The sequence below is a fragment of the Rothia gullae genome, from assembly GCF_024294905.1.
GTDB lineage: Bacteria > Actinomycetota > Actinomycetes > Actinomycetales > Micrococcaceae > Rothia.
Genome location: NZ_JANCOC010000002.1, coordinates 13,169 through 38,158, shown reverse-complemented (window position 1 = coordinate 38,158; position 24,990 = coordinate 13,169). Strand labels below are relative to the sequence as shown.

Annotated in this window: 20 protein-coding genes; 17 read left to right on the top strand and 3 right to left on the bottom strand. The window is 57.0% G+C overall.

Annotation, left to right across the window (positions count from 1 at the left end; translation table 11 throughout):
• Positions 1–2: 2 nt before the first annotated feature.
• Genes NML54_RS01925 through NML54_RS01915 form a run of 3 tightly spaced genes read left to right on the top strand, consistent with a single transcriptional unit; the run spans position 3 to position 2,963 of the window.
• Positions 3–482, top strand: a complete 480-nt coding sequence (locus NML54_RS01925; protein ID WP_254755666.1) for a hypothetical protein — start codon at positions 3–5, stop codon at positions 480–482.
• Positions 483–1,637 (top strand): DUF234 domain-containing protein, encoded by a 1,155-nt coding sequence (locus NML54_RS01920; protein ID WP_254755665.1) that lies wholly within the window; start codon positions 483–485, stop codon positions 1,635–1,637.
• 57 nt (positions 1,638–1,694) lie between these two features.
• Positions 1,695–2,963: a DUF4238 domain-containing protein gene (locus NML54_RS01915; RefSeq protein WP_254755664.1), complete on the top strand. Its 1,269-nt coding sequence runs from the start codon at positions 1,695–1,697 to the stop codon at positions 2,961–2,963.
• Positions 2,964–3,092: 129 nt separating this feature from the next.
• Here the strand turns inward: NML54_RS01915 and NML54_RS01910 are convergent, their stop codons facing one another.
• The 3 genes from NML54_RS01910 to NML54_RS01900 form a co-directional block, all read right to left on the bottom strand.
• On the bottom strand, positions 3,093–5,999 hold the full coding sequence (locus tag NML54_RS01910) for an FAD-binding and (Fe-S)-binding domain-containing protein (protein ID WP_254755663.1): 2,907 nt from the start codon (positions 5,997–5,999) through the stop codon (positions 3,093–3,095).
• Positions 6,000–6,354: 355 nt separating this feature from the next.
• The gene (locus tag NML54_RS01905) at positions 6,355–7,350 is read right to left on the bottom strand and encodes a restriction endonuclease (protein WP_005505835.1); all 996 of its coding nucleotides are present in this window, start codon (positions 7,348–7,350) and stop codon (positions 6,355–6,357) included.
• A gap of 140 nt (positions 7,351–7,490) precedes the next feature.
• The gene (locus NML54_RS01900) at positions 7,491–7,721 is read right to left on the bottom strand and encodes a hypothetical protein (RefSeq protein WP_254755662.1); all 231 of its coding nucleotides are present in this window, start codon (positions 7,719–7,721) and stop codon (positions 7,491–7,493) included.
• A 113-nt stretch (positions 7,722–7,834) separates the two neighbouring features.
• Between NML54_RS01900 and NML54_RS01895 the strand changes: the two genes are divergently transcribed.
• The 14 genes from NML54_RS01895 (at position 7,835) to NML54_RS01830 (ending at position 24,965) form a co-directional block, all read left to right on the top strand.
• Positions 7,835–9,562: an ion channel gene (locus NML54_RS01895; RefSeq protein WP_254755661.1), complete on the top strand. Its 1,728-nt coding sequence runs from the start codon at positions 7,835–7,837 to the stop codon at positions 9,560–9,562.
• Positions 9,563–9,645: 83 nt separating this feature from the next.
• On the top strand, positions 9,646–9,999 hold the full coding sequence (locus NML54_RS01890) for a hypothetical protein (RefSeq protein WP_254755660.1): 354 nt from the start codon (positions 9,646–9,648) through the stop codon (positions 9,997–9,999).
• Between the two features lie 87 nt (positions 10,000–10,086).
• Positions 10,087–10,662 (top strand): HIT family protein, encoded by a 576-nt coding sequence (locus NML54_RS01885; protein ID WP_254755659.1) that lies wholly within the window; start codon positions 10,087–10,089, stop codon positions 10,660–10,662.
• Positions 10,663–11,200: 538 nt separating this feature from the next.
• Positions 11,201–12,397, top strand: a complete 1,197-nt coding sequence (locus NML54_RS01880; protein WP_254755658.1) for a hypothetical protein — start codon at positions 11,201–11,203, stop codon at positions 12,395–12,397.
• A 185-nt stretch (positions 12,398–12,582) separates the two neighbouring features.
• A complete protein-coding gene (locus NML54_RS01875) occupies positions 12,583–13,866 on the top strand; it encodes a Mur ligase family protein (RefSeq protein WP_254755784.1) in 1,284 nt (427 codons plus the stop codon).
• Positions 13,866–14,633 carry a type 1 glutamine amidotransferase gene (locus NML54_RS01870; RefSeq protein ID WP_254755657.1) on the top strand — a complete coding sequence of 256 codons (768 nt, stop codon included), beginning with the start codon at positions 13,866–13,868 and terminating at the stop codon, positions 14,631–14,633. The genes NML54_RS01875 and NML54_RS01870 overlap by 1 nt, the downstream gene beginning before the upstream one ends.
• Before the next feature lie 132 nt (positions 14,634–14,765).
• Positions 14,766–15,524 (top strand): YebC/PmpR family DNA-binding transcriptional regulator, encoded by a 759-nt coding sequence (locus tag NML54_RS01865; RefSeq protein WP_049345517.1) that lies wholly within the window; start codon positions 14,766–14,768, stop codon positions 15,522–15,524.
• Positions 15,525–15,819: 295 nt separating this feature from the next.
• Complete coding sequence (gene ruvC / locus NML54_RS01860) at positions 15,820–16,509, top strand: crossover junction endodeoxyribonuclease RuvC (protein WP_254755783.1); 690 nt, start codon at positions 15,820–15,822, stop codon at positions 16,507–16,509.
• A 230-nt stretch (positions 16,510–16,739) separates the two neighbouring features.
• A complete protein-coding gene (ruvA, locus tag NML54_RS01855; RefSeq protein WP_005505871.1) occupies positions 16,740–17,360 on the top strand; it encodes a Holliday junction branch migration protein RuvA in 621 nt (206 codons plus the stop codon).
• A 171-nt stretch (positions 17,361–17,531) separates the two neighbouring features.
• Positions 17,532–18,518: a Holliday junction branch migration DNA helicase RuvB gene (gene ruvB, locus NML54_RS01850; RefSeq protein WP_172855776.1), complete on the top strand. Its 987-nt coding sequence runs from the start codon at positions 17,532–17,534 to the stop codon at positions 18,516–18,518.
• Positions 18,519–18,895: 377 nt separating this feature from the next.
• The gene (gene yajC, locus NML54_RS01845; protein ID WP_254755656.1) at positions 18,896–19,255 is read left to right on the top strand and encodes a preprotein translocase subunit YajC; all 360 of its coding nucleotides are present in this window, start codon (positions 18,896–18,898) and stop codon (positions 19,253–19,255) included.
• Positions 19,256–19,354: 99 nt separating this feature from the next.
• A complete protein-coding gene (secD, locus tag NML54_RS01840; RefSeq protein WP_254755655.1) occupies positions 19,355–21,046 on the top strand; it encodes a protein translocase subunit SecD in 1,692 nt (563 codons plus the stop codon).
• Positions 21,047–21,048: 2 nt separating this feature from the next.
• Positions 21,049–22,206 carry a protein translocase subunit SecF gene (secF, locus tag NML54_RS01835; protein ID WP_254755654.1) on the top strand — a complete coding sequence of 386 codons (1,158 nt, stop codon included), beginning with the start codon at positions 21,049–21,051 and terminating at the stop codon, positions 22,204–22,206.
• Positions 22,207–22,487: 281 nt separating this feature from the next.
• Complete coding sequence (locus NML54_RS01830; protein WP_254755653.1) at positions 22,488–24,965, top strand: RelA/SpoT family protein; 2,478 nt, start codon at positions 22,488–22,490, stop codon at positions 24,963–24,965.
• Positions 24,966–24,990 lie beyond the last annotated feature (25 nt).

Genomic DNA, 24,990 nt, shown 5'->3' with positions numbered 1-24,990 from the left:
ACATGGGGGTAGATTCAAATGATTACGCTGAAAAATATTTTAATTCTTTAGTGAAAAATCTAGAGGATATTTTATTTAATGATTGTTGTATGGTATGTGCATCTAAAATAATTCAAAGATTTTTCCCAGAAATCGATGACATGACACAAAGGGCATTAACTAAGATATATGGAATAAAGGGCATAGACCCGGCTGAATGCTCTGCTGACGGAAAGAATCCCCATGGATGGGTCTGGAGTCATGAACCTGAATTTAATCAGCAAGAGCGAAAAATTATAGTGTATTGGGAGTATCAGTATTTTAAACCTGAATTTCAACCCCTTTTTGGAGAGGGGTGGACTCCAAATCTTAGAATCGAATTATGGGGATCGTATTTGTTTATTACCCCATACGGCTTATATCTGATATTCAAGAAACAGATGGAAATACTGCAGGATATTATCAATATTACCGACAGGCATATTGAAGAGAGGTTTAATTAAATGGATTACTTAATTTCAGAAATTATGCGCAATGATGCTAAATCGAGGATTAGATCAATGCGAGTTAAGTTTCCTTGGATTAACTATAAGATTATTGAGGCAATGTTACGGTCAGAGAAATTTTCTGAACTTCATGCAAGTTTAGGAAAGGATGCCACTGAACGAAGTAGAGCCCTTCATTCGGTATTTGGCAAATACTTACAATACATGGAAATACCAATGATTAAAAATATGGAAGGTTATAGTTTTATTGATTATGTATCTGATGAGCAAAGTGAATTGAAGAATAAGTATGGTATAGAGGATATTGTGACTTTAGAGTCGCGATATGCAAGCGATGATGAGATAATACAGTTTATTAAGTATCAGAATGGGGATATATATACATGTGATGGGCATGAGGCTACAATGGGGCTCTATAAAATTCCTTTTAATAAACTAGACAGAGATTCTGGAAAACGTGGCGCAGCCTTTGAAGATGTTGTCCTGGAATTTTTCAGAAGGTGCCTTAATGCTGATTGTGTTGATTCTTTTTATATTAAAAATAAGAATAATAACGAGACAGATGTTATAGCTTGGAAGTCAGATGAAAAAGTCGTGATACTTGGTGAATGTAAAATAAATCAGAGATATAGCAATCTCAATAAATCTGCGGAACGAGCGTTTAGTACGGAAGGGAACGGTGGATATATTGTAAAATCTATTACTCAGTTAAAGGTGCGTATGGAGCTAATTAAAAATGGGGAGCATCTGAAGCCTGTTAATTCTGGAAATTATAGTATTCCTAATGACCTAAAAGAATATGAGGTTATTTCTTTGTCTATTCATGCTTCAGAGTATATTCGTCCAAAGTACCTAGAAGGAGTTCATATCATGTCTCTCGAAAGTTTGGTTATGGTTCTCAGATCCGTAGATAGAATCAAGGACTTTAAGAAATATATGTCTTTTAGGAAAGAATGTATAGATAAGAATGGTAAAAAAGAATTTGATGAGTTTGATATCCTATATTCTTATTGCAAGGGTTCTGCGAACCCGGAGAATCTAAGGACTTACCAATGTCACTCTATTTGGATGCCGTTTAACATTTCTGATGATGAATGGCGTAGATTCATGAAAGGGGAGGGTAAGTATAAAAATTTAGTTGAGCCATGTTAAGGAATTGCTAATTAACTTTAATCTATATAACTTTACCTATTTTCGAAAAGAGGAGACATGAATAAGAGGGACCATACAATTCCAGCTTGTGTTATAGCACGATTTTCGACTGTTAAAGAAGCAGATTCGAGAGATAATAAGGTATATATAAAGTATGCTAATAAGCATTCGATTGATTTTGAAACAGCAGATTCTATCGGGTGGGATTTGGGGAGCTATGATTCAGATTTTAGTTCAGATTTAAATAATAACGAGTCTGGCCTTGATGCTAATGATGAAATACGTGACGCAATTGCTCTAGACGAAAAATTTAAAAAAGTAGAAAGTGTTTTACCAAAACTAATTGACGCTTTTGAAAAACAAGAGGAATTAACAGTCGAGCGTTATAAAGATATTCTTATTCCATACATTGCGCACCTTTATGTTCGTTCTAAGCTAACAGGTGAAGTTATTGGTGACTGGCTAGACTCATCTTTGGGAGGAATGGATAAGCAGCGTGGAATTTTGTCCATAGGTGAGGCTTTGCGTTCTTTGGGTGTGCAGGATAGTGGTGATGAAATTTCTAATCTTGTAGATCATGAAGTAATAGTTGAGCCAAAGAATTCGATTCAATGGACTAGACTAGAGTGGATAAAAATGTATGAAAAATTTGATTTATACTTCTATGCAATAGATGTATTAGTTGATAAAGAGAAGCGATTTTTATTGTCTGATTTGGGAATAACGCCCATTGCAAGTGGAACTGATCCATATAGGGTAGACGAGAGCATGGGAGCGGAAGCGAGTATTGTATTTTGTGCTCGAAATGGTAAGGTTACTCCTCCTGCTTATCTAGTACCAATGTCTCCTTCTGTGGCTTTGAAGATTACTCCTCGATATGTAATTCCTGGAATTTATAGAGGAAAGTTACCCATACGTTACATTGATATAACTAATGGGATTCTCGAAGATGGTAGGTCGGTGATTAATTATCTCAATGAAGAAATCGTAAAATATTCGTATGAGTTTTACATTGGGACAACAAAAGGCTCTGTGCATGAATATCGTAATACTGAGCGACATACAAAAGAAGAAATATTCTCGGATCTTTATATTCCATCGAGGATCCAAGAGGAGCGAAAATTGAGAGGGTCTAAGTTGGATAATTATTATGCAGACTTAAAAAAATTTGTCGAAGAAACATTTGAGACTAAGAGGCGCTGTAGAAAGATTGATGTATTGAAATATTTGAAGCCAGATAGAAATGAATACAATAATCTGATTATTATGGAAGCGCGTAGTATACCGGAAGGGTCAATTGTTTCCTATGTTCCCGATATTTTTTAGTAAACAAAATGCATAATAAAATTATGAAGTGCCTATAAGATATATTTGAAATCGACAGAAAAGGACCCGGCGGGCTATCCATCAGATAGCCCGCCGGGTCCCTTCTTTATGCCGCTATGCGCTTATCCTTTAGCGGGTGGTGCGTTCCAGCAGCTGCAGCACGTTCTGGTAGCTGTGGCCGGTTGCCTCGGTCATACCCTGCTCACAGGTGCGGTTTGCCGAAATGTATGCGGCAAACTGCTTCTGCTCGCTCAGCTCAGAAGCCTCAGCCTCCGTAGCGCTCGCCGTCAGCTCCGGGTGCAGCATACCGCGGTCACCCGCATAACCACAGCAACCCCAGTTCTTCGGCACGTACACGTCGTCACTCATCGCGTTCGCAATCTTCTCAAACGCAGGCTGAGTACCCAGGTGAGTCATCGAACAGGTCGGGTGCAGCGCAATCGACGGCAGGGGAGCAGACACGGCCAGCTTATCCAGCATGTTATCGGCAGCGAACTGAACCGCATCGTACATGCGCAGACGCGAGAAGTCCGGCTCGCCCGGCTTCAGGCCGTTCACGATCTTGTGCTCAAGCGCCTTAATCACCTTCTGGTGCATCACCTCAAGACCCTCAGTGCAGGACGAAGCGTCACACACAACCGGCAGGCGGCCACCGTCAGTAGCCTCCCACAGAGACTTCAACACACGGTCGCTCATGATCGAGTAGCCGTCGGTGAAGCCCTTCGACTTCCACGGGGTGGAGCAGCACATCTCACCAATATTGTCCGGGATGCGGTACTTCACGCCCGCACGCTCGCACAGGCGAATAAACGCCTGGGTTGCGTTGACCGGGTCGTGCTTGCCGTCGCCGTCCACACCACCGAACATGGAGTTCACGCAGGCGGGGAAGAACACAATCTCAGCGGTTGCGTCCTTATGCGGCTTACGTGCCGGGCCACCAACCGGCAGGTCCTTCTTGTAGGAAGGAACCATGTCGTCACCCATGACCTTGCGGGCAATGTTGGTGGTGCCGTGTACCACGGGGAACGGCAGCTTCTTCGCCACGGTCAGGGCCTTGCCGGCGACCTTGTCCATGACGCCCCACTGCTGTGCGGCGACCTTCCAGCCGGTAGCGGCCAGCTTGTCCTGGTTCTCAGAACGCAGGCGGCGAATCAGGTCACCGGTGTTGATGTTCACGGGGCAGCGGGTCTGGCACATGCCGTCCACAGCACAGGTCTCAATACCGTAGTACTCGTACTCCTTACGCAGGCGCTCAGCGAGCTCGTGATCGCCGTTCGCCTCAGCGGCAGCAATCTCACGGCGCAGCACAATACGCTTACGGGGGGTCAAAGTCAGGTTACGGGAGGGGCAGACCGGCTCACAGTAGCCGCACTCCACACAACGGTCGACTTCTTCCTCAACGGTCTCAGCGACCTTCAGATCGGTCACGTAGTCGGTGCCCGGCTCAACCAGCAGAACGCCCGGGTTCATGAAGCCCTTCGGGTCAATGAGGCGCTTAATCTGGCGCATCACGTCGAAGAGTTCCTCACCGAACTGGCGGCTCACAAACGGAGCCATGATACGGCCGGTACCGTGCTCAGCCTTCAGCGAGCCTTCGTTACCGAGAATCAGCTGAACCATTTCTTCAGTGAACTCGCGGTAGCGGTCCAGCTGCTTCGGGTCGCGGAACTGCTCGTTCAGCATGAAGTGGATGTTACCGTCCTTCGCGTGGCCGAAGATCACGGAGTCCTGGTAGCCGTGCGATTCGAACAGCTTGGTCAGGTCGCTACAGGTGTTGCCCAGAACCTCAACAGGAACAACCACGTCTTCTAGCAGTGCGTTCGTGCCGGAGGGGCGGTTACCCGCAACGGTGGTGTACAGGCCGCGGCGTGCCGCCCACAGGGCGTTACGCTCAGACAGCTTGCTGGTCATCGACACGGGCGACGCCACGGGCAGGCTCTTGAACATGGGGGCGGCAGCGGCGGCAAGGTCGCTCAGCTCCTGCTCAGAGTTGCCCTGGAACTCAACCAGCAGGGCGGCGTGGTCCTTCACGTCGATGGCGGCGAGCGCCTCCGCAGCCTGACCGGTACGCTGAGCCACACGAATACTGGTGGCGTCCATCAGCTCGACGGTAGCGAGCTTGTTAGCGACCAGTTCAGGCACGGAGCGTGCAGCATCAATCAGGTTGTCGAACACGAGCAGGCCGGTGGAAATGTTCTTCAGAATCGGCAGGGTGCGGTAGGTTGCCGAAGCAACAAAACCGAGGGTGCCTTCCGAACCAATCAGCAGGTGCTGCAGAATGTCCACGGGGGTTTCAAAGTCGACCAGGGAGTTCAGGCCGTAACCCATGGTGTTCTTCATGGAGTACTGCTGGCGGATCTTCGCCATGGATTCGGGGTTCTCGGTGACGCGCTTGCGCAGGCGCAGCAGGCCCTCGTGAAGTTCAGGTTCGAGGGAGCGCAGCTTCTGGTCAGCGTCCGGCTCAGCGGTGTCGATGATAGTGCCGCTGGGGAGCACGAACACCATGGAGTCCAGGGTGTTGTACGTGTTGTACTTGGTGCCCGAAGACATGCCGGAGGAGTTGTTCGCGACCACACCACCGATGGTGCAGGCGGACCAGGATGCCGGGTCGGGGCCGAGCTTGTAGCCGTAGGGTGCCAGGTAGTTGTTGACCATCATGATGGTCGCGCCGGGCTGTACGCGCACTTTCTTGCCGTCTTCAAGGACTTCAATCTTCTTGAAGTGGCGGCGGGTGTCGACCATGAGGCCGTCGCCGCTTGCCTGGCCGGAGAGGGAGGTGCCGCCGGAGCGGAAGGTCAGCGGCAGGCCGAGGTCGCCTGCGGCGCGGAAGATGTTTGCGACGTCTTCGGCGGAGTCGGGGCGAATCAGGCCGGCGGGCACGAGCAGGTAGTGGGATGCGTCGTGGGAGATTGCCAGGCGTTCGAGCTCGGAGACGCTGGATTCGACGGCTTCTGCGCGTGCATCGGAAAGTAGACGGTTGAGGGTGTCCGCGTAGGGGGACTTGAGGGCTTCAGATGTATTTGACACGACGGTCATGATCTTGCTTCCTTACTGGTGACAGGTGTGTGAATGCTGTCTTTATTCCAGTATCTTCCTTTGAACGCCGTCTTTTCCGCTTAGCTATGGCTAAGCTTGGCGACTACTTGTCACCATAAGGGGAGTGGGTTATACACCGTGCTGATGCGTAGCTTTGCCGCGTGTTTGCTGGTTTTCCGGGGGAGTAAGCGCGGGCTTGCGGAGGCGCACCCACCACACTCTGAACGCTGCGGCTGCTGTTAGGCGCGACCGCCGAGGGTTGTAACATTCCAGCGGCTAACCCAAAAGGCGGCTAACCCAAAAGAAAGCGTGGGGCAGAAAGCTACATGCTTTCCACCCCACGCTTGTGTAACGTTTAGGCTTCGTCGAAGAAGTCCTCATCAAGCTTCATGATGGTGTACGTGCGTGCCACCTGTACGCCAACACCGTACTTAATCATGAGGCGCGCCAGGTGCTCACCATCAATCAGAACGAGGGAAACTCCGCCACCAAGTTCCTCCGCATAGCCGCGTGCGTCAGACGTATAGGAGCTCGACGTGATGAACACTCCCTGCGTTGCCTTGCCATGCAGTGCGCCCACAAAGCTCTGAAGGGCAGGGCGTCCCACCACATTGTCCTTGGCGTAACGCTTAGCCTGGACATAAATCTTTGAAAGACCCAACGCATCCTGGTCAATGATTCCGTCCACGCCGCCGTCATTGGAAGCCGGAGTAACGGTGCCGCGTCCTGCCGGGCCGCCGTAGCCCATCGCCAACAGAACATCCACCACCAGATGCTCAAAAGCAGTCGGAGACATTGCGCGGACGCGTTCCAAAATATCGTGCGTCAGCGCGGACTCAATCTGAGTGATGCTTTCATCAATGAGTTCCTGCGGGGTGCTATCAGACACCTCAGAGGGTGCAGTCGTGACGGCAACAGTCTTGGTAGCGGTCTTCGGGGTTTCCTGCGGGTCCTGCTCGGAACTATCAGACTGGGAACGCTCACGCGTGCTGCGGGCGGAACGAACGATATGCGCGACGACATCATCGGGGATGCCCCCAGGATGAGCCTCAATCAGCTTCAAGCCTTCGTCAGAAATAACCTGCTGACCGCGGCGAGGGGAATCAACCGCACCGAACATCTTGAGATAGGTCAAGCCCCAACTAATGCGGTCCACATAGACGGGACGCTTGCCGTTCGGCAGGTAGGGTAGTAGCTGCTCGTCAGAAAGCGGGTAGCGCTCTGCTACAGCGCTATAAATCTCTTTATTGGTGCGGGAGTTGCCGTCAGATAGGTAAGCAAGAATGCTGGGAATGAATTCGTAGAACTTGGGAAGTTCAACCTCAGTGGTATCAGGCGACTGAGCGGTCATCGGTGTATCTCCATTGATTGATAACGGCTGGTTAATAACGGCGGGTAGTCCGTTCTTAATATACCTCTAATACAAAAGATAATCGTTACCAGAGGTGCCTGTTTTCCCTTGTGCAGGCTTTATTAGCGCCGCAGCTGCCCTTAGGCACGCCCGCCGAGGGCCGTAACATTCCAGCTAGCAGTACTATCAGAAGTCACCAAACCACAAAATAGGGGAGAACCCGCCGAAGCACGCACCCCCAAATCCTCCACAAACACGCGGCCACCCGCAGGCACACTACGCTCCTTACGATCCACACCCGCACAATACACCGTCATCTTCGCACCCGAACGGTTCTCCACCGCAACCGAACCGCCGCCCGATTTCGACACAGTATCGTGCACAAAACCGCGGTGTAAAGACCGCCGCCCAAAGGTCACAGCACAAGGTCACAGTGCAACGAAATAGAAACGCAAACGCAACGGCGTGGAGTATCATTCACACTATGGATAAGGCAGAACAGAACCAGACAGACAACACGGTAAAGAACGGCACAGCACCCAATACCTCGGGGAATACCTCGGGCAATATTCCGGGGAACAGCCCGGTGGGTGCGTCTGCGCGCCCTGAAACTGTTGCATCTGAAACTACCGCATCTGAAGCCGCCGCTGAGAATACCACGAAGGCTGGTTATACCCAGTCGGCACCGGCAGAATCCAGTGCCGCCAAAACTAGTGCTGCAGCAAGTAGCCCCGCAGAGGCTACCGCCCCCGGCATGGAGGCAGTACAGGTTGATGCCGTGCAGATTGATAGCGCCCGCCTGGACAGCACCCACTCCGTCTACTCCAACGACCTGGACCCCGACGACGACTACGAAGAAGTCGTCGAAGAGTACGCCACCACCGATGCGCCGGACGGCACGCACCGCGAGGAACGCCGCATCACCCGCACCACGCATCACCCGCACGGCAAGCAGGGCGACCAGAAAGCAGCCACCCAGGGTAACCCTGATGGTGCCGCCGAGATTATTGACGCGGGCGAACCTGAAACGCACACTACGACTATCCGCACGGTTACCCGCACCGTCACGGACCCGCCGCGTCGCGCCCCGCGCACCCGCCTGTTCCGCACGCTCAGCAAGTACCGCGGCGAGAAGAACTTGGCGGCGTGGGAGGAACGCTCCTCCACGCCCATGTTCGTGGCGTCCGTACTGTACCTGCTCGCGTTCGCCGCGCCCATTATGAGCACCCGCATCCAGGAGCCGTACGACGGGTACCTCAACATCCTTCAGCTGATTCTGTGGGGCCTATTCGCCGCCGACTACTGTATTCGCCTGTACCTGGCGCCACGGCGACTCTACTTCATCACGCATAACCTGATGAACCTGGCGATTGTGCTGCTGCCCGCGTGGCGTATTGTCAGCTTCCTCGCCATGATTTATATGACCGCCAACCGCCAATATAAGAGGCTCTCAGAGCTGGCGGTGAAGCTCTTCGGATACACCGCGATCTTCATCATCATGTTTGCCCTGTCGATCTATTCGGTGGAGTCCTCCGAGCCGGGCGCGATGATTCGTGACCTGCCCACCGCCTACTGGTGGATGTTCACGACCCTCGCCACGGTCGGCTACGGAGACGTTTACCCGGTCACCGGTATCGGCAGGGTCATCGCCGTGATCGTCATGCTGTACGGCGGGGGCTTGGTCGCGGTTGCTACCGGTGCGCTCGCGAGCTGGATTATCGAAAAGTTTGGTGGCAGGGAGGAGCAGGAGTACCCCGCAACCAAGGCTGACGTGGACGATCTTCGCCAGGAGATTTCTGAGTTGCGTGCCCTGCTGGCTCGTGAGTATGCGCGCCGTGAAGCCCGCGACTACACGTTGCGTGAGGTCGTGGATGAAGACGGTGTGCACCCGGTTCCTTCGGATGCGGAGGCGGCACGCCGCGCCGGTTTCAGCGCCGCCGCGGGCTTTACTGCCCCTGGTACTCCTGGCGCTCCTGGCACTTCTGGGGTTGCGGGTGCTCCTGCTGAGCCCGCCTCAACTGCCACGTCGGCGGCTTCTGCGGCAGCCTCGAATACTACTCCGGGTGCCGCGCGGGCTGGTGAACCCGCCGATTCCTCGGCATCTCATGAGGTTGCGGTGCGTGAGCAGGAGCCGGTCGCCCTGCTGGAGGAGACCCGCCAGACGTTCACGATTATTCGTGAGAAGTTCTCGTTGCGTTCCCGCAAGCAGTAGGAGTCTGCGAATAGTAGCCCGTGAACAGTGACCGGGCTGCGGTAGCGCGGATATAAGCGTAGCTATAACAGTTCAGTTGAGGTTTGGCGCTCAAACCCACAACGCGTTCGACTGCGAGTGCTGATGGCACCTGGGTTCAGCAGGACTCCACCAGCCTTGAGAACTACATGGATGCAGTCATTCACGAAGGCAATATTGTGGTCACCTACCACCTGAATAATGAGGAAATGGCGACCATTTTCTGGGTCGGCACTTTTGAGGCGAAGACCGGAAACTTCACCCATATTTCCCATGCGAACCGCGAGAAGATGAAGCACGCGCCGTGCGCCTCCGATAAGGAAACCAAGGAATTCGTTATGGAGGACGGCGTGCTGAGCTTCCCGATGACCTTTGAGGGTGCCACCCGCATCATTCACCTGGAAAATCAGCACAGCTAAGCGAGCTGCCGGGGGAGTTATCTCATATCTGACACGCATGACGGACGGGGCGTTCCCGTTGCCGCGTACGGGCTATAGAATGGGACTATGAGCGAGAACACGACCCCCGAGCATGGCACCGCAGCCTCGGTACAGGATTCCTTCGAGCTGCCCGGCGCACCGGACCAGTTCCAGCGCCTGTGGACCCCTCACCGCACCGCCTACGTGAGCGGTGGCCAGAAGGACTACACCGAGAAGACCTGCCCCTTCTGCACCGCGCCCAGTCGCAGTGACGAAGAGTCGCTGATTGTGTACCGCGGCGAGCATGCCTTCGTGATTCTTAACCTCTACCCGTACAACCCCGGGCACCTGCTGGTCTGCCCGTATCGCCACATCCCGTTCTACGATGATGCGACCGAGGCAGAAACCATGGAGATTGCGCAGCTGACCCAGCTCGCCATGAAGGTTCTGCGCGAGGTGTCGCATAATGACGGCTTCAACATTGGCATTAATCAGGGCAAGGTGGGCGGCGCGGGTATTGCTGATCACCTGCATCAGCACATTCTGCCGCGCTGGAGTGGGGATACGAATTTCTTGCCGATTATCGCTCACACCAAGACTATGTCCCGCACGCTTGACGATATGCGCGTGGCTATTGCGGAGGGGTTCGCCCGCCTCAGCTAGATGGCGTAGATCATCCGTCAGATAGTCCGGCTGAGCGGCTTGGTGATTTTGAAATTTTGCACTAATTGCTTCAATTTGCCAGCTAGTGCACAGAAATTCTGTGTCACAAATGCGTAGATTAGGCAGTCGACGCGTATTTGAATGATGTTATGTCCATTGGATATGGCAAAGTTTTAAGTGTAGCGACACTGCTGGAAAGCTTCCGGCTTCCAGAACCACCGCATAGCTCACCGAAGAATAGCGGTCACCGATCGCTTTCGGGCTTGGCAGGGTGAATACCCTGCCTCAACCACAGAGGTCAGCACCTCAGCTGAGAACCCACCCGGTCGTGCGTGAACGCACGGCAACACTGCGGGGGTGCGGATCAGCGTGAAGGACGCTGGCCTCTTTTTTGCCTTCCGAAGATGCGTGCCTGTACCGAACGCTTGGATGCGCCACCATAGACGTGTTACCCGGATGCACCGCACCCCGCCCCGCCCCGCCCCGCAAGAAAGAGCCCGCGAGAAAGAACCCGCCAGACCCGCTAGAGTGGAATGCTATGGACTACCCCAACCTGCTTGAGAATGCTTTCGACGAGTTTAGCGCTACGCCCGCCGCCGGTAATGCCGCCGCCGGTGATTCTGCAGGCGCGCCGCAGCTGCTCATCTGGAGGCAGATCCGCTGGTCCAACCGCCGCCCGCTCATTGAGGTAGAGCCGGTCGTGCCCAGCGGGGTTGCTGAAGGAGTTCGTAACCGGGCATCTCAAGCGGCAGGGGTGCCCCATATGACGGGGGAGAGCGCCCCTATCCAGGAAAGAATCCCCGCGCAGCGTGGCGTTCCGAGCGGGGTTCGCATCCAGATTCCGTTGACCCCCGGCGCCTATTTGGGGTTGCGCATTCCGCGCGATAGCGAGGGGGAACTCTACCGCTACTGCGCCGGATACACCACCGGCACGAGCAATGACGCCACCCCCGAATCCGCGGGAATCCGCCGCGTACCGTGCCCCGAGGGCACCCGCATCCAGCGTGGCCAGCAGTGCCCGCGCTGCACTGCCCGCGATGAATTTACCGCCCTGCACAGCGCGCACCTGTACCCCGGAACGCTCACCGAATCCATGCGCGCCTACGCCATGCTGGAGCATCGCCTCTATATCGCGACTTTCCCCGACGGCACGCACAAGGTCGGCACGAGCTCACTGCATTCGACCCCGCGCCGCTTGGATGAGCAGGCGGTCGCCACCGCCACCTACATTGCGCTTGCACCCGACGGCCTTGCCATTCGCCGCGCCGAGGATGCCGTAACTGCCCTCGCGAAGATTCCGCAGGTCAAGCAGGTCGCGAGCAAGTACCGCGCCTGGATGAACCCGCTACCCGGCACGCAGCTTCGTGTTGCCCACCAGGAGGCGGTCGCCCGCGCCCGCGAAGCGCTCGCCGAACTGGCGCGCACCGACCCGGAGGTGCCGCTCACCGCTCTGGATGAGCCGTGGATTCCGTCGCTTGCCATGAACCGCCCGTATGCGGCTCTGCGGGCGCAATCGCCCGAACCGCTGGCGCCGTATGATTCTGGTTTGGGTGGTTTCGGACCTGAGAGCGGGGCGGCTGGCTTCTTTTGTACGGGTGCGGCGGGTCAGTTTTTGAGCGCCCACACCGGCGATGCCGACGCGGCGTTCCTGGTGAATACTGCCGCGTGGCGGAATGTGCTGGTGGAGCCTGCGCAGGAGTTCACGCGGGTGAGGGTGCAGGGTTCTCTGTTCTAGATAGGTTCACTGTACTAGGCGGGCTTGCTGTTCTAATACCCCCGGCGCTCCGCCCTAGCCGGAGCCCCGCGCCAATACCCTCACCCCAAAACCCCCGCCGCACCAAAACCCCAGTAACCCCGCCCCGTCCGGCATGAGCGAACGAGCCCGCCGGACCATCCAGCCGCTGGCGTGCGTGTACTAAAATTGTAAGCATGTCCAAACCCCTCATTCGTCTTCTCGGCCAGGGCGTACGCGCAGCGACTAAGCTTCGCGGCGGTGGCTCCGCCTTCCCCGGCCTTGTCATGGAAAAATTGCACCCCGACTTCGTCGCTGAAGAGCTCGCGAAGCTGCCCTACGGCGTGGTTGTTGTCTCCGGCACGAACGGTAAGACCACCACCACGAAGATGGCTGTGCAGCTGCTTGAAGCTCAGGGTCTGAAGGTTTTCACTAACCGCACCGGTTCGAATTTTGTGCGCGGTGTTGCTGCGGCACTGCTGGGCGAGATGACCCTCGGCGGCAAGCTTGACGCTGATATCGCTGTGCTTGAGCTGGACGAGGCGCACGCCGTGCACTTCGTGAAGGCCGTCAAGCCCGACTACGCCCTGCTGCTGAACGTTCTGCGTGACCAGCTGGACCGCTTCGGTGAGATTGACACGACCCGCCGCATGCTGGCGACCGTCGCCTCCGCAACGACCGGTACCGTGGTGCTCAACCGTGAGGACCCGCGTATCCGCTCCCTCGCTGAGAACGTGCAGCCTGGCGTGACCGTTAAGTATTACGGCCTGGATGAGTCCCTGCGCTCGTACTTCCCTTCGGATGATGAGATGCGCGGCGGCACCGTCTCGAAGGCGACCCTGCCCGACGCTGAGGTCACCCTGACCGCGTTCTCCGGCACCTCCGCTACGTTCGACCTGGCGGGTGCGGAGCGAGTCGGCGAGATTAACCTCTACGGCATTTACAACATCTTCAACGCGGCAGGTGCTATGGCGCTGACCCGCGCCGTCATGGGTGAGAAGCTCAACGAAGATAAGCTCATCGCCGAGCTGGCGAAGATCACCCCCGCCTTCGGTCGCGGTGAGACTCTGAACGTGACCGGCCGCCCGCTTCAGCTGCTGCTGGTGAAGAACCCGAGCGGTTTCCGCCTGTCCCTGGCGAGCGCGAACGCTGACGACTACGCCACCATGATCACGATTAACGACCAGTACGCTGACGGTCGTGACGTGTCCTGGCTGTGGGATGTTGACTTCGACAGTTTGAAGAAGACCGGCGTGCAGATGGTTTCGGGTGTGCGTGCCTGGGATATGGCGCTGCGCCTGGAGCATGACGGCGTGAAGGTTGACGAGGTCAACGAGAACCTCGCCGATGCGCTCAAGGGCTTCATCGCCTCCAGCGGTAACGCGCCCATGCGTATTTTCTGCACCTACACCGCAATGCTGGCTCTGCGTGAAGAGCTCGCAAAGATCACTGACGTTGAGAGGGTCTCCTAATGACGGCAACTCACACTTTTGAGGGCACCCCCGCCTCCGGCCCCAATAATGGTAAGACTCTGCGCATTCTGCAGCTGTACCCGCTCGACATGAACATTTACGGCGACTGGGGTAACACCCTGGCGTTGGCTCGTCGCGCGCAGGCGCACGGCTTTGACGTGCAGATTCTGGGCCACAACCCCGGTCAGCCTTTCCCGGAAGATGTTGACATTATTCTGGGTGGCGGCGGTCAGGACTCGGGTCAGTCCGTGATTCAGGATGACCTGCACGCGAACGGTGACACGCTGCGCTCGCTGGCTGAGGCTGGCGTGCCGATGCTCGTCATTTGTGGCCTGTACCAGCTGTTCGGCAAGGAATTCCGCACCCGTGAGGGTGAGGTGCTGAAGGGCATCGGCATTTTTGATGCGCACACGGTCGGCGGCGATGACCGCCTGATCGGCAACATTGTTGAGGAGTCTGAGGAGTTTGGCACCGTGATTGGTTTTGAAAACCACTCGGGCCTGACTTACCTGGGTTCCGGCTGCACCCCGCTGGCGACCGTCACCAAGGGTGAGGGCAACAACGTGACCGATGCGCATGAGGGTGCGCGCGTACACAACGTGATTGGCACCTACCTGCACGGTTCGCTGCTGCCGAAGAACCCGAAGATTTCGGACTACCTGATTGAGCAGGCGGCTCAGCGTAAGTTTGGCGAGTTCACGCCGAACATGATTGACGACTCGCTGGTGGAGAAGGCGCGCGCTTCGGCTGCGTCCCGCCCCCGCTAGCCTATTCCTGGTGGTGGCGTGTACTTTCTGAGGTGGTGTGCGCCTCCGCTACGGTATAGTTATGTGAGTACAGTACGGTGCGTGGGACGTTTCCCCGTGCCCGCACGGAGGTTTTGACTAAGGGAGATACGAATGTCCGGTCACTCTAAATGGGCGACTACTAAGCACAAGAAGGCTGCTATCGACGCTAAGCGCGCGAAGGCTTTCGCGAAGTTCATTAAGGCAATTGAAGTTGCAGCACGTATGGGCGGCGCTGATATTGCGGGTAACCCCGCTCTTGACCTGGCTGTGTCGAAGGCGAAGAAGAACTCCGTTCCTAACGACAACATTGACCGCGCAATCAAGCGTGGCGCTGGCCTGACCGGTGAGACCATTGACTACACCGAAATCATGTACGAAGCACGCGGCCCGCAGGGTACCGCTCTGTACATTGAGTGTCTGACCGATAACCGTAACCGTGCAGCGTCTGAGGTTCGCCTGGCTGTGACCCGTAACGGCGGCACCATGGCTGACCAGGGTTCGGTTGCGTTCCTGTTCGAGCGTAAGGGCGTTGCTGAGGTCACCAAGACTGACGGTCTGACCGAGGATGACGTTCTGATGGCTGTTCTGGATGCAGGCGCCGAAGAGGTTCTGGATGAGGGCGACGTGTTCACCGTTGTGTCCGCAGCGACCGACCTGCCCGAGATCCGTAAGGCGCTGGACGAGGCTGGCCTGGAGTACAACAACGACGACCCGGTCTTCCGCCCGACCATGCAGGTTGACCTGGACGCTGAGGGTGCTAAGAAATTCATGAAGCTGGCAGACGCTATTGAAGAGCTCGATGACGTTCAGAACGTCTACTCGAACGCTAACGTTTCTGCTGAGGTCATGGCAGAGCTGGAAGCTGAGTAATCACTCGGATTCTGATATCTGATGTTTGAAGAAGCCGCTCCTTTAACTGAGCCGCCGTAGGGTGGCTGGTTGGGGGAGTGGCTTCTTAGCGTCTTGGGCTATTTTGGGGATGCGCTGGGTACTTTTCGCGGGGCGCGCGGTGACTGTTCTCGTGGTGATTGTTGATACGGTGACCGCGCGTGTGGTGACTGCTCTTGTAGAGACAGCGCTCGTGGCACGCCCCGGTGCCGGGTGCTAGGATTCTGAAGGGTTAGAATCTAGAGATTCTATAGGGAGTTTGTCGAAAGGGAAGATGATGGCCGCCGCTCAACCTGCCGCACGCGATAGCATGCGTGAGAACCGTGCCGCCGCCGCTGTGGAGCGTGTGCCGGGTGCAACCCGCATCATGGGTGTTGATCCGGGTCTGACCCGCTGCGGTTTCTCCATGCTCGATATGACCGCCGACCGTAAGGCGCACTTCGTGAACGTGGGTGTTGCCGGCACGATCCCGGCGGAGTCTCTGGACCAGCGTATTCTCTGGATTTTCAATGCCGCCTCCCACTGGATTGACACCTACAAGCCGGATGCCCTGGCGATTGAGCGTATCTTCGCTCAGGAGCAGGTGAACACGGTGATTGGTACGGCGCATGCTTCGGGTGCGGTGATTTCTGCTGCGGCAATGCGTGGCGTGCCGGTGTTCTTCCATACCCCTTCGGAGGTGAAGGCGGCGGTGACCGGTAGTGGCCGCGCCGATAAGGCGTCCGTGGGTCGTATGGTGACCCGCATTTTGGGGCTGGATTCCATGCCGAAGCCCGCCGATGCTGCTGATGCCCTGGCGATTGCAATCTGTCACGGTTGGCGTGGCGGCGGCATCGGTTCGGGCATTAATATGTCCGCCCAGACGCAGACTCACCAGGGTTCACGCCCGGTGCAGGCTCGCCGTGGCGGGTCGTTGACTCCGGCGCAGCGTGCCTGGATAGAGGCGGAGGCGCGCGCTCGCCGCTAGAGGTGCCGCCGTTAGAGGAGCCTTCGTGGGCCTTTGCGCTGCCTCCTGCTGGCTCGCGTGTATTCGCTAAGAAGTTCGAATATATGCTTGATTTCAGAAGAAATATTCTAATATACTTGTAGTGTCTCCCCATTGAACTGGGGGAGTGCGTTCTGTGGGTGCCGGAGTTCCCGGTGCCCGCACACTGCCGCGAGCCCGATTCGGGACGCGGTGTTGAAAGGTGGAGAGAAATGATTGCATCCCTGACCGGTCGTGTGGCTCAGGTTGGCCTTGATCATGCGGTGATTAATGTGAACGGTTTCGGCATGCTCGTGTACGCTACCGCGCGTACTCTCTCCAAGCTGCGCACCGGTGAAGAAGCTACCGTGCTGACCACCATGATTGTGCGTGAAGAGTCGATGACTCTGTACGGTTTTTCGGAGCCTGCCGAGCGTGAAGTGTTCGATATGATGCTTTCGGTTTCCGGTATTGGTCCGCGTATTGCTCTGGCAGTGCTGAGTGTTCACACTGCCGCTGAGGTGGAGCGCGCCGTGGCGACCGGTGACGATAAGGCGTTCACGAAGGTTCCCGGTATTGGCCCGAAGGGTGCCCGCCGTATTGTGCTGGAGCTTGCCGGCAAGCTGATTCTCAGCGATGGCCAGACCGATGAGCTACCGCTGAGCCAGGGCATTGTCTGGAAGCCGCAGGTGCTTGACGCTCTCACCTCCCTGGGCTGGAGTGAGAAGGACGCTTCCGCCGCTATTGACGCTTACGTGCAGCACAACCCTGCCGCAGAGACTGAGCCGGTGGGTGTGGCTCTGCGCGGTGTGCTCGCCTCCTTGGGTACTCAGAACACGGTGGGTCGCCACTAAGTGGCGCACCCTGTTCGATGTATCCCACTCAAACTTTTGTGAAAGAAGAATTCTATGAGCCAGAATCCCTATGAGCCGCAGCCCGCGGCGTCCCTGGTTTCCGGCGGGTATTTTCCCGGTCAGGTGCCCGGTACTCAGGCGTCTTCAGCTCCCGCCCAGCGCCTGGTGGCGATGGAAGAAGAGCCTGAAGAGAAGATGATTGAGGCGGCACTGCGCCCTAAGTCTCTGGATGACTTTGTGGGTCAGCGCCGTGTGCGTCAGCAGCTGTCCCTGGTGCTGGAGGCTTCGAAGATGCGTGGCCGTAGCGCCGACCATGTGCTGCTGTCGGGCCCTCCCGGTCTGGGTAAGACCACTCTCGCGATGATTATTGCGGCGGAGATGGAGGCACCGCTGCGCATCACCTCCGGCCCGGCGATTCAGCATTCGGGTGATTTGGCGGCGATTCTGTCTTCGCTGACCCCCGGTGAGGTGTTGTTCCTGGATGAGATTCACCGTATGAGCCGCCCTGCTGAGGAAATGCTGTACATGGCGATGGAAGATTTCCGTGTGGACATTGTGGTCGGTAAGGGCGCGGGTGCGACTTCCATTCCGCTGGAGCTGCCGCAGTTCACCCTGGTGGGTGCGACGACCCGTGCGGGTCTGCTGCCCGGTCCTCTGCGTGACCGTTTTGGTTTTACCGGTCACCTGGAGTTCTATTCGGTGGAGGAGCTTGAGCTGGTGTTGCGCCGCAGCGCGGGTCTGATGGATATGCAGATTACCTCCGAGGGTTTCACGGAGATTGCCGGTCGTTCCCGCGGCACGCCGCGTATTGCGAACCGCCTGCTGCGCCGTGTGCGTGACTGGGCGCTGGTGAACGGTGTGGACCGCATTAACGCGACCGATGCCGCAACCGCGCTGGACATGTACGAGGTGGATTCGCGTGGCCTGGACCGTCTGGACCGCGCCGTGCTGGAGGCGCTGATTCACAAGTTCGGCGGCGGCCCGGTGGGTCTGTCCACCCTCGCCATTGCGGTGGGTGAAGAGACGGAGACCGTGGAGACGGTTGCCGAGCCGTACCTGGTGCGTGAGGGCCTGATCGGTCGTACTCCGCGCGGTCGTGTGGCTCTGCCCGCGGCGTGGGAGCACCTCGGCTTGGAGGCCCCGGAGATTCAGCTCTAGACTCGTATCAGCTCTAGACTCGTATCAGCTGATAACACTTGTAGTAGCCCGTGGGAGGTATCCGCCTCCTGCGGGCTTCTCTGTGCCCCCCTGGTAGCTCTTCTGTAGGGGCGGTAGCTCTTCTGCAGACGCGGCAGCTCTCCTACCGGTTCTGCAGGCGCTGTAGGGTTCCATTGGGCTCCGCTGGTCTTGATCAGCGACATAAATTACGCCGAGAGAGTCCAAAACTCAGGTTAACCTCACAAAAACGCTGGTTCGGGGCGATAAAGCTCATGCTCTCGCGTAGGATGGATACGTACTGTATCTACGATTCCACACCTTCTGGTACGCTCAACCCTCACGGTGAACGGCACGGGTGCGGATGTGAAAGTGAGACCATGGATTTTAACCTCCTGATTATGATTGCCATGATGGCGCTACTGGCATGGATGATGTTCTCTGCCCAGAAGCGTCAGCGTAAGCAGATGGAGGAACTGCGCGCAATGCAGCAGTCTCTCGTCCCCGGCACCCAGGTGATGACTGGTTCCGGCATCTACGGCACCGTTGTCAGCACTGACCTTGAGAACAACAAGCTGCAGCTTCAGATTGCGGACGGTGTTGTTATCACCCTGGCACTGAACGCGATTATGGCCATTGTTGAGGAGGAAGCCCCCGCAGCGCCCCTGACCGAGGGCGCGTACGAGGCTACCGCATCCGAAGCTCCCGCTTCCGATACCTCTTCTGATACTGCTAAGTAATTCAGAGCGTATGAGCCCGGCGCCCAGTGAGCGGCGTCGGGTTTTCGCGTTACGGAATCTGTAGAACACTCAATACTATTCACACGAAGAAGGAACATTATGGCTAAGCGTTCACCGCTTGCAGCCGCGCGAGGGGCGCTCCTCTCGATGGTCCTGCTCATGGTTGTTATGGCTGCCGGTATTTTCGGCACCACTTACTCGGGAGGTTCTTGGGCCCCGAAGCTCGCCCTGGACCTTTCGGGTGGTACTCAGATGATTCTTTCTCCGAAGGTCAATGGCTCTTCGGATGAGAACGTCTCCCAGGAGCAGTTGAACCAGGCGGTTGAGATTATTCGTCAGCGCGTTGATGGTGCCGGCGTTTCGGAGGCGGAGGTTACGACCTCCTTCGGCTCGGGTAATAACGTGGTTGTTTCGGTTCCCGGAACGATTAGCGCTGAGACTCGTCAGCTGATTCAGGCATCTGCAAATATGACGTTCCGCCCGGTACTGCTTTCTGGTGCCGGTACTGCGGTGGCTGAGGATGCCCGCACTGCGAACGATAAGCTGCCCAAGCCGTCCGCGAAGCCGACTGATGGTTCGGACCGTAACTGGATTACTGCGGACCTGTACAAGCAGTATGAGGCGAAGGACTGCACCGCGGCACGTAATGAGGACGCCGATAGTGCGGACCCGACTAAGCCGATGGTGGCGTGTTCCACTGACGGTAGGGAGAAGTACATTCTGGGTCCTGTGGAGCTGAGCGGTAGCGATATTTCTACTGCAAGCCACTCGCAGGAGACGAGCGGTCAGGGCGTGACTACGGGCCGTTGGGCTGTGAACATTCAGTTCAACGATGAGGCTCGTGAGAAGTTCCAGAACATTACTTCTCGCCTGAACGCGATTCGTGCACAGAACGCAAATGATCCGCGTGCCCGCTTCGCGATTCTGCTGGACGGCAAGGTGCTGTCTTCCCCGGTGTCACAGGCAGTGATTTCTGATGGTAAGCCGCAGATTACCGGTAACTTCACCGAGCAGGAGGCGAAGGCTCTCGCTGATCAGCTCAAGTACGGTGCCCTGCCGATTAGCTTCACGATCCAGTCGGAGCAGCAAATTTCTGCGACCCTGGGTTCGGAGCAGCTGCGTGTGGGTCTGCTGACCGGCCTGATTGGTCTGCTGCTGGTGTTCGTGTACTCGCTGTTCCAGTACCGCCTGCTGGGCTTTGTGACGATTGCTTCGCTGATTGTTGCGGGCATCATTTCGTACGAGGCGATTGCACTGCTGGGTTGGGCGTTGAACTACCGCCTGTCCCTGGCTGGTGTGGCGGGTCTAATTGTGGCGATTGGTGCTACAGCTGACTCGTTTATCGTCTACTTTGAGCGTATCCGTGATGAGATCCGTGCGGGCCGCACGATCCCGTCGGCGGTGAACCACGGTTGGCAGCGTGCATCCCGCACTATTCTGGCGTCGAAGGCTGTGAACCTGCTGGCTGCTGTGGTGCTGTACGTGGTGTCGGTCGGTTCGGTGAAGGGCTTCGCGTTCACCCTTGGTTTGACTGCGATTGCTGACCTTGTGGTCGTGTACCTGTTCACCCACCCGATGCTGACTCTGCTGGCGAATACCCGCTACTTCGGTGAGGGTCACCTCCACTCGGGCTTGTCGCCTGAGTCGTTGGGTGCTACGCCGCTGTACCGTGGTGCCGGTCGCCTCCGCACCCCGGAGGAGAAGCAGCTGAGCATTGCTGAGCGTCGCCGTGCAGAGCGTGCTGCCGCTGAGGCTGACGAGTCTGCTTCTGATGAGAAGAAGGAGAGCTAAGCATGGCTACCGATGTGAAACCTAATGCTTTTGCCCGCTTCGGTAATGACCTGCATTCGGGTGCCCGCTCGTACCCCTTCGTGGGTAAGCGCCGCCTGTGGCTGCTGCTTGCGGCTGTGCTGATGGCGGTTTCGGTTCTGATTCCGGCTGCTGGTGGCGGCTTCAACCTGGGTATTGATTTCCGTGGCGGTTCGGAGTTCGTGGTCTCGAAGACCGCGCACGTTGATACTGCTACGGGTGAGCGCATTATTCACGAGAAGGCGAAGGACGCTTCGGATGTTCGCGTGACCAATATTGCGCCGGGTACGATTCGTGCCCAGATGAGCAAGCTCAGCGATGATGAGACTCTGCAGGTGAAGGCGGCTCTGCAGAAGGGTTACGGCGTCTCTGAGAATGACGTGACCTCTTCGTTTGTGGGCCCGACCTGGGGTGCGGATGTGACCCGTCAGGCGTTCTGGGGTCTGGTCGCGTTTGTGGTGCTTGCGCTGATTGGTATGGCGTTCTACTTCCGCACCTGGAAGATGTCGCTGGCGTCTATTGCGGGTCTGTTCTTCACCGTGGTGGTAACGGTCGGCCTGTACGCCGCGTTCGGCTTCGAGATCACTCCGAGTGCAATTATTGGTTTCTTGACGATTCTGAGCTACTCGCTGTACGACTCGGTGGTGGTGTTCGATAAGATCCGTGAGAACACCGAGGATGTGCTGGAACGCCGTGACGCGACCTTTGCCGAGCAGATTAACCTGGCGGTGAACCAGACTCTGGTCCGTTCGATTAACACCGCTATTGTGGGTGTTCTGCCGGTGGGCGCGATCTTGTTCATTGGTGCGTTCATCCTGGGTGCGGGTACTCTGCAGGACCTGTCCCTGTCCCTGTTCGTGGGTATTCTGGTGGGCATGTTCGGTACGCTGTTTGTGTCTGCTCCGCTGTATGCTTCGCTGCGTTTGGGTGAGGCTCAGATTCGTGAGCACACCGCGAAGGTGGAGAGCGGCAGCTTCAAGGACGCTGAGGATGCTGACGAGGCTGAGGGTGACTCTTCGGAGGAGCCCGCGAAGGTTGAGGAGTCCGAGGATTCCGCAGGGGACGAGAAGGCAACCGAAAAGCCCGCTAAGAAGCCGGCACGTGCAACCATTGAGATTCACCGCGTGAACCTGAACGGTTAGCCAACGTTCCACCAGCGCTACTGGCGTTACTAACGATAGGGGAGTCGATACCGAGAGGTGTCGGCTCCCCTTTAGTGTGCCCGATTATTTCCTAAACAACGCGCTCGGGCGTGTTAAAACGTCGCATAGTTTGGCGCGTTCCAGACCGCTGGGTAGGATAAGAAGTGAAGATACTGTGCGCTCGCGTTTGAGCCTGCTGATAGCTGGTTTGGCCGGTGTAGCCCTCAATGATGAGGAACTTGAGTGTGCGGCTGATTATCTTGAGTCCGAAGGAGCCTGGAATGAGTGCAGAACCTGCCGTGAACACCAACGCTGAGAACCCTGCAGGGACCGCCGAGAAGCCCGCGGTTCGGCCCGCTGGCCCGATTCCTCTGCCTGAAACTGATTCGTCTGACGCAAAGAAGAAACGCGGCTCGCACCGCGTCATGGCTGCTGGCGGACGTGTGCCGAACCGCCTGGTCTTCGGTAGCCGCAGCAGCAAGATGGAAGCCTCCGACTCGCACGGCGGCACCATCCGTTTCTCCCCGATGATTGCGCCGGTCGTGCGTGCCGTGCGCCGCTACCACCCGGACGAAGACATCCAGGTGCTGCAGCGCGCCTACGAGGTGGCGAACCGCTGCCACGAGGGTCAGAAGCGTAAGAGTGGCGACCCGTACATCACCCACCCTGTCGCTGTGACCGCCATTCTTGCAGAGATGGGCGCGGCCGGCCCCGTGCTCGCCGCCGGCCTGCTACACGACACCGTGGAAGACACCGACTACACGATGGAGCAGCTCACCGAAGAGTTCGGTGAGGAGGTCGCCTACCTGGTCGACGGCGTGACCAAGCTGGACAAAATGACCTACGGCGAGAACGCCTCCATTGAGACAATCCGCAAGCTCGTGCTATCCATGAGCAAGGACATCCGCGTGCTACTCATCAAGCTTGCCGACCGCCTGCACAACGCTCGCACCTGGCGTTTTGTGCCGCAGGCTTCTGCCGCGAAGAAGGCAGAAGAGACACTGAAAATTTACGCGCCGCTCGCGCACCGCCTGGGCCTGAACACGATTAAATGGGAGCTGGAGGACCTGTCCTTCGCCGCCATGAGCCCGGAAATTTACGCCGAAATGGTGCGCATGGTCGGCGAACGCACCCCCGCCCTCGAAAAGTTCCTGAACGAGGCGCGCACCAAGATCAAGGAGCGCCTGGCACAGGTCGGCATTGAGGCAACCGTGACCGGCCGCCCCAAGCACTACTATTCAATTCATCAGAAGATGAAGACGAAGGGCCGCAGCTTCGACGAGATTAACGACATCCTCGCCGTGCGCATCATGGTTGAGGAAGAGGCGGAATGCTACACCGTGCTCGGCCACGTGCTGTCCCTGTGGCCGTCGATGACTGGTCGTTTCAAGGACTACATTAAGAACCCGAAGAACAACAACTACCAGTCGTTGCACCTGACCGTGTACGGTCCGGGTAACCTGCCGCTTGAGATTCAGATTCGCACCTATAAGATGCACGAAGAAGCTGAGTACGGTGTGGCGGCGCACTGGCGCTATAAGGCGGCGTCGCGCGGCGAGAAGGTCGCGGCTCGTGGCGGCGCGCCCGCGAAGGACCCGAAGGAGCCGGGCACCCAGACTTCGGCGATGATGAACGTCGGCATCCTGCAGTCCATTGCCGAGATTTCGAACTCCAACCCCGAGTCGGAGAAGTTCTACGAGTCGCTCGCGGACACCCTCGATACCGACGAAATCGTCGTCCTCACCCCCAACGGTGAGGCAATCGCCCTGCCCAACGGCTCCACCCCCGTGGACTTCGCCTACGCCATCCACAGTGAGGTCGGCGACCGCACGGTCGGCGCGAAGGTCAACGGCCGCCTCGTGCCGCTGCACACGGTCCTGCCTACCGGCGCGACCGTGGAGATTATGACCACGAAGAACGAAGACGCCGGCCCCAGTGAGGACTGGCTGAAGTTCGTTCGCTCCTCACGCGCTCGCACGAAGATCCGCCAGTACTTCGCGAAGGAACGCCGCCTGGAGGCGCTACTCGCCGGCCGCGAGATGCTCACCAAGAGCATGCGCAACAGTGAGTTGCCGCTGCAGAAGATGATGAGCCCGGAGATTATGACTCAGGTGGCTCAGCTGCTGCATAAGAACGATGTGGCGTCGCTGTACCGTGCGATTGGTGAGCACGAAATCGCGCCGAAGCAGGTCATCGACACCCTCGTTGAGGTGCACCGCGGCGACGAGCCGGCACCCGAGGTTGAGGTCAGCGACTTTGACGAGACGTTGCTGAAGTCGACCCGCAAGGCGATTGGCGATAACGGCGTAGTTGTGCCCGGTGCTGAGGGTGTGCTGACGAAGATTGCGCGCTGCTGCACCCCGGTTCCGCCGGATGACATTATCGGCATTGTGACCCGTTACAACGGTATTTCGGTGCACCGCCGTGACTGCCCGAACATGCGTAACGCTGACGAGGAGCCGCGCGTGACTACGGTCGAGTGGGCGTCTTCGCCGACCGCTACGTACCGTGTGCAGATTCAGGTGGAGGCGCTGGACCGTAAGGGCCTGCTGAGCGACCTGATCCGTGCAATTTCTGAATCGGGTGTGAACATTCTGGATGCGCGCGTGCATACCTCGGAGGATCGTACCGTGGTGGACCGCTTCGCCCTGGAGCTGGGTGACCGCTTCATGCTGGAGCACGTGCTGAACGTGGTCCGTAACGTGACGGGCGTGTACAAGGCGTACCGCCTGACCGGCGCGAAACCCTCGGAGGCGTAAGTACTTTTCTACGTCCAGAAGCCAC

Excerpts from the sequence above, each read along its gene's own strand:
- NML54_RS01925 (WP_254755666.1), top strand. The coding sequence starts at position 3 with ATGGGGGTAGATTCAAATGATTACGCTGAAAAATATTTTAATTCTTTA.
- NML54_RS01920 (WP_254755665.1), top strand. The coding sequence starts at position 483 with ATGGATTACTTAATTTCAGAAATTATGCGCAATGATGCTAAATCGAGG.
- NML54_RS01915 (WP_254755664.1), top strand. The coding sequence starts at position 1,695 with ATGAATAAGAGGGACCATACAATTCCAGCTTGTGTTATAGCACGATTT.
- NML54_RS01910 (WP_254755663.1), bottom strand. The coding sequence starts at position 5,999 with ATGACCGTCGTGTCAAATACATCTGAAGCCCTCAAGTCCCCCTACGCG.
- NML54_RS01905 (WP_005505835.1), bottom strand. The coding sequence starts at position 7,350 with ATGACCGCTCAGTCGCCTGATACCACTGAGGTTGAACTTCCCAAGTTC.
- NML54_RS01895 (WP_254755661.1), top strand. The coding sequence starts at position 7,835 with ATGGATAAGGCAGAACAGAACCAGACAGACAACACGGTAAAGAACGGC.
- NML54_RS01885 (WP_254755659.1), top strand. The coding sequence starts at position 10,087 with ATGAGCGAGAACACGACCCCCGAGCATGGCACCGCAGCCTCGGTACAG.
- NML54_RS01880 (WP_254755658.1), top strand. The coding sequence starts at position 11,201 with ATGGACTACCCCAACCTGCTTGAGAATGCTTTCGACGAGTTTAGCGCT.
- NML54_RS01870 (WP_254755657.1), top strand. The coding sequence starts at position 13,866 with ATGACGGCAACTCACACTTTTGAGGGCACCCCCGCCTCCGGCCCCAAT.
- NML54_RS01865 (WP_049345517.1), top strand. The coding sequence starts at position 14,766 with ATGTCCGGTCACTCTAAATGGGCGACTACTAAGCACAAGAAGGCTGCT.
- ruvC (WP_254755783.1), top strand. The coding sequence starts at position 15,820 with ATGGCCGCCGCTCAACCTGCCGCACGCGATAGCATGCGTGAGAACCGT.
- ruvA (WP_005505871.1), top strand. The coding sequence starts at position 16,740 with ATGATTGCATCCCTGACCGGTCGTGTGGCTCAGGTTGGCCTTGATCAT.
- ruvB (WP_172855776.1), top strand. The coding sequence starts at position 17,532 with ATGGAAGAAGAGCCTGAAGAGAAGATGATTGAGGCGGCACTGCGCCCT.
- yajC (WP_254755656.1), top strand. The coding sequence starts at position 18,896 with ATGGATTTTAACCTCCTGATTATGATTGCCATGATGGCGCTACTGGCA.
- secD (WP_254755655.1), top strand. The coding sequence starts at position 19,355 with ATGGCTAAGCGTTCACCGCTTGCAGCCGCGCGAGGGGCGCTCCTCTCG.
- secF (WP_254755654.1), top strand. The coding sequence starts at position 21,049 with ATGGCTACCGATGTGAAACCTAATGCTTTTGCCCGCTTCGGTAATGAC.
- NML54_RS01830 (WP_254755653.1), top strand. The coding sequence starts at position 22,488 with ATGAGTGCAGAACCTGCCGTGAACACCAACGCTGAGAACCCTGCAGGG.